The organism is Streptomyces sp. NPDC006314, assembly GCF_040613075.1.
GTDB lineage: Bacteria > Actinomycetota > Actinomycetes > Streptomycetales > Streptomycetaceae > Streptomyces.
Genome location: NZ_JBEXRL010000058.1, coordinates 1 through 4,626 on the forward strand (window position 1 = coordinate 1; position 4,626 = coordinate 4,626).

The 4,626-nt window shown below is 71.2% G+C and carries 2 protein-coding genes; both read left to right on the forward strand.

All coding sequences use genetic code 11. The annotated features are described in order from the left end of the window. Positions 1-3,069, forward strand: a 3,069-nt coding sequence (locus ABZ079_RS36670; RefSeq protein WP_356943770.1) for an SDR family NAD(P)-dependent oxidoreductase, incomplete at its 5' end; no start/stop codon positions are given. A gap of 145 nt (positions 3,070-3,214) precedes the next feature. Further along, positions 3,215-4,626 (forward strand): beta-ketoacyl synthase N-terminal-like domain-containing protein (locus ABZ079_RS36675; RefSeq protein WP_356943771.1); only part of this gene is annotated, 1,412 nt, incomplete at its 3' end.

Consider the following 4,626-nt stretch of genomic DNA (forward strand, 5'->3'; position numbering starts at 1 on the left):
GGTGTTGCGGTGGACTGGTCGCAGGCCTTCACCGGTACCGGCGCCAGCCGTGTCGACCTGCCCACCTACGCCTTCCAACGCCAGCGCTACTGGCTGGACACGAGCACCGGGACTCCGGCGTCCGCACTGGCCGAGCTGGGGGCGGATTCGGCGCGGCATCCGCTGCTCGGAGCGGCGGTGGAACTGCCGGACGGCTCGGGAGCCGTACTGACGGGCCGGCTGTCGTTGCGTACGCATCCGTGGCTGGCGGACCACGCGGTGGCCGGAGCCGTGCTGCTGCCGGGGACCGCGTTCGTGGAGCTGGCCGTCCGGGCCGGTGACCAGGTCGGCTGCGATGTGGTGGAGGAACTGACCCTCCAGGCCCCGCTGATCATTCCGGGGGCGGACGGGGTTCGCCTGCGGGTGACGGTCGGCGCTCCCGACGAGGCCGGCCGCCGCTCGGTGAGCATTCATTCCCGGAGGGACGACGCGTCGTACGGGGAGGACTGGACGCGGCACGCCGACGGGGTGCTGGCCGTCGCCGAAGGCTCGTCGTCGCCGGTGGGCGACCTGCGTAGCTGGCCGCCGGAGGGTGCCGTCGCCGTGGACACGAGCGCCCTGTACGAGGAGTTCGCCGCCGACGGCTACGACTACGGCCCGGTGTTCCGGGGCGTCCGCGCGGCCTGGCGGCGCGGTGACGAGGTGTTCGTCGAGGCGGCCCTTTCGGAGGAGCAGCGGGCGGACGCCGCCGGGCACGCACTGCATCCGGCGTTGCTCGACGCGGTGTTGCACGGGTTGCGGATGGGCGACTTCCACGGGGAGCGGCCTGGCCTGGTCCTGCCGTTCGCGTGGCGGGGGATCTCCGTGCATGCCGCCGGAACGTCGGTTGCGCGAGCGGCGTTGCGGCCGGCCGGTGACGACGGCGTCCGCGTGACCGTCGCCGACGGTGCCGGGGAGAGCGTCGCCGTGATCGACTCGCTGGTGCTGCGGCCCGTGGCCCCCGAGCAACTCGCCGCGGCGGAGGCGGAACGCCGGGGCGACGACCTGTTCCGGGTGGAGTGGGAGCCGCTGTGGCAGGAGGCATCGGCCGGATCCGGGGCCACGGGTGTCTGGGCCGTGGTCGGCCCTGCCGAGCTCAAGCTCGACGTGGAACTCCAGGGTGTTCCCGGTGCGCCCGCCGACGTGCCCCTCTACCCCGACCTCGCGGCATTGGCCACGGCGGTCGACGCCGGACACACGGATATACCGGACGTGGTCCTGACAGCGCATGTCTCCGGTGCGGCGGACGGCGACGGCAACAGGGGCGGCGACGGGAACGGGGACGGTACGGGCCTCGCGGGCACCGCGGATCGCGTGCGTACGGTGCTCGACGGCGCGGTGGCCGCGGCGCAGGACTGGCTGGCCGACGAGCGGTTCGGCGCCGCCCGGCTCGTGTTCCTCACCCGCCGGGCCGTGGTGACCGGCTCGGGCGACCAGCCCGACCTGGTGAGCGCCCCGCTGTGGGGGCTCATCCGTTCGGCGCAGTCGGAGCATCCCGGCCGGTTCGTCCTGGCCGACGTGGACCAGGTCGAGAACTCGGGCCGGGCGCTCATGGACGCACTGGCCTCCGGTGAACCGCAGTTCGCCGTGCGGGACGGGGAGTTGTTGCTCCCGCGCCTGCGACGGACGGTTCAGCAACCGGCCGCGGAAGCCGCAGGCCCCGTCTTCGAACCCTCGGGAACGGTGCTGGTCACCGGTGCCACGGGCGGCCTCGGCAGCCTGCTCGCCCGGCACCTCGTCACCGAGCACCGGGTACGGCACCTGCTGCTCACCAGCAGGAGCGGACCGGCGGCCGAGGGCGCGGCAGCACTGCGGGCCGGACTGGCCGCCCTGGGTGCCCAGGTCACCGTGGTGGCCTGTGACACCGCCGACCGCGCGGCACTGGAGCGGCTGATCGACGGCATACCGGCCGAGCATCCGCTCACCGCGGTGGTGCACGCGGCCGGCGTACTGGACGACGCCACGCTGGCGACCGTCACGCCCGAACAGATCGACCGGGTGTTGCGCCCGAAGGTCGATGCCGCGCTGCACCTCCACGAGCTCACGCTGCACCGGGGCCTGTCCGCGTTCATCCTCTTCTCGGGGGCGGCCGGAACACTCGGCACGGCGGGCCAGGGCGTCTACGCGGCGGCCAATGTCTTCCTCGACGCCCTCGCCCACCACCGCCACACGCTCGGGCTGCCCGCTCGTTCGCTGGCCTGGGGCCTGTGGGCGGAGCGCAGCGGCATGACCGATCGGTTGGGCGACGGTGCGCGACAGCGGCTGGCCCGTATGGGCATCGACGCCCTGGAGTCCGACCGCGGCCTGCTGCTCTTCGACACCGCCGCCCGGCTGCGCGACGCCGTGCTGCTGCCGATGCGGCTGGACCTGGCTGCGCTGCGCGCCCATGCCGGGGACGGGTATGGCGGCGACGGCGTGACGACACTCCTGCGCGGCCTGGTGAGTGTCCCGGTGTCCCGGAGGAGTGCCGCGAGCGATGACGGCACAGCAGCCGGTGCACCTTCCGGCGCGGCGTACCCCCACGGTGCTGCGGGCCTGCGAGAGAGGCTCGCGGGCCTCTCCGAGGAGGACAGGGAGCGAGCCGTCCTGGATCTGGTACGGACCCACGCCGCCACGGCACTGGGACACGCCACTGCGGCGAGTGTGGAGGCCACACGTCCCTTCAAGGACGTCGGCTTCGATTCGCTGACCGCGATCGAACTGCGGAACCTGCTCAACCAGGCCACCGGACTGCGGCTGCCGGCGACCCTGATCTTCGACCACCCGACACCAGGTGCCCTGGCGGCGCACCTGCTGGCGGAGCTCGGCCCGGCACAGGGCGCGTCGGCGGTCGAGAGCGGGCTGCACGGCCTGGACACTCTCGAGTCCGCACTCACCGGACTCGCCCAGGACGATCCGGACCGCGAACTCATCCGCACCCGACTGCGCAAGCTGCTCGCCCAGTGCGAAGGGGACATGGCGAGCGTCGGGGATTCCCCGGTCTCCGTGACCGACAGAATCGACGAGGCGACCGACGATGACCTCTTCAGACTCATCGACGAAGAATTCTGATTGTCATGGCCCATCAGGTGTGAGCACTTCCATCTAACTTCAATCTGATTCACATTCATCCAATCCATCCAGACTGTCCCTGCCCGCGGCGAACGAACCGTTTGCCGTGGTGGCCGGGGCTGGACTGAACGCTGCTCGGCAAATAATGCGGAATACTGAGGGGGAAAGCGTGGGTACGGCCAACGAAGAGAAGCTTCGTGCCTACCTCAAGCGTGTCACCGGGGATCTGCACCAGGCCCGGCAGCGTTTGCGGGAGCTGGAGGACGCCGAAGCGGAGCCGATCGCGATCACTGCGATGAGCTGCCGCTACCCCGGTGACGTCGCGTCCCCCGAGGACCTCTGGAGCCTCGTGGCGAAAGGTACAGACGCGGTGTCCGCATTTCCCGCCAACCGCGGCTGGGACGTCGACGCCCTGTACGACGCCGACCCGGAACGCAAGGGCAGGACCTACGCCCGCGGAGGCGGATTCCTGCACGACCTCGACCGATTCGACCCGGAGTTCTTCGGTATATCGCCGCGTGAGGCACTGGCGATGGATCCGCAGCAGCGGCTCCTGCTGGAGACGTCCTGGGAAGTATTCGAACGCGCCGGTATCGACCCGACCTCGGTGCGTGGCAGTCGTACCGGTGTTTTCGCGGGCGTGATGTACGACGACTACGGGGCGGCGCGCATTTACGGCGGCACCGCGGCCGAATTCGAGGGATACCTCATCAACGGCAGCGCCGGCAGCATCGCCTCCGGCCGTGTGGCCTACACGCTCGGGCTTGAGGGCCCGGCGGTGACGGTGGACACGGCATGCTCGTCGTCGCTGGTCGCCCTGCACCTGGCGGTGCAGGCGCTGCGGGCGGGTGAGTGCAGCCTGGCTCTCGCCGGCGGTGTCACCGCCATCGCCACACCCAGCCTGTTCGTGGAGTTCAGCCGGCAGCGGGGGCTGTCGCCTGACGGCCGCTGCAAGTCCTTCTCCGACGGCGCCGACGGCACGGGCTGGGCCGAGGGTGTGGGCATGTTGCTGTTGGAGCGGTTGTCGGACGCGCGGCGCAACGGCCACAAGGTGCTGGCGGTGGTGCGTGGTTCGGCTGTGAACCAGGACGGCGCCAGCAACGGGCTGACCGCCCCCAACGGGCCTTCGCAGCAGCGGGTGATTCGTGCGGCGCTGGCGAGTGCGGGTCTTTCGGCGTCGGATGTGGACGCGGTGGAGGCGCATGGGACGGGTACGACGCTGGGTGATCCGATCGAGGCGCAGGCGCTGATCGCGACCTATGGGCAGGACCGTGAGCGGCCGTTGTGGCTGGGGTCGTTGAAGTCGAACATCGGGCATGCCCAGGCCGCCGCGGGTGTCGGTGGCGTCATCAAGATGGTGCAGGCGATGCGGCACGGTGTGCTGCCCCGGACGCTGCATGCGGAGACGCCGTCGTCGAAGATCGACTGGTCGGCGGGTGCGGTGGAGTTGCTGGCCGAGGCACGGGAGTGGCCGGAGGCCGAGGGGCGTCCGCGTCGGGCGGGTGTGTCGTCGTTCGGTGTGAGTGGTACGAACGCGCACGTCATCCTGGAGGAGGC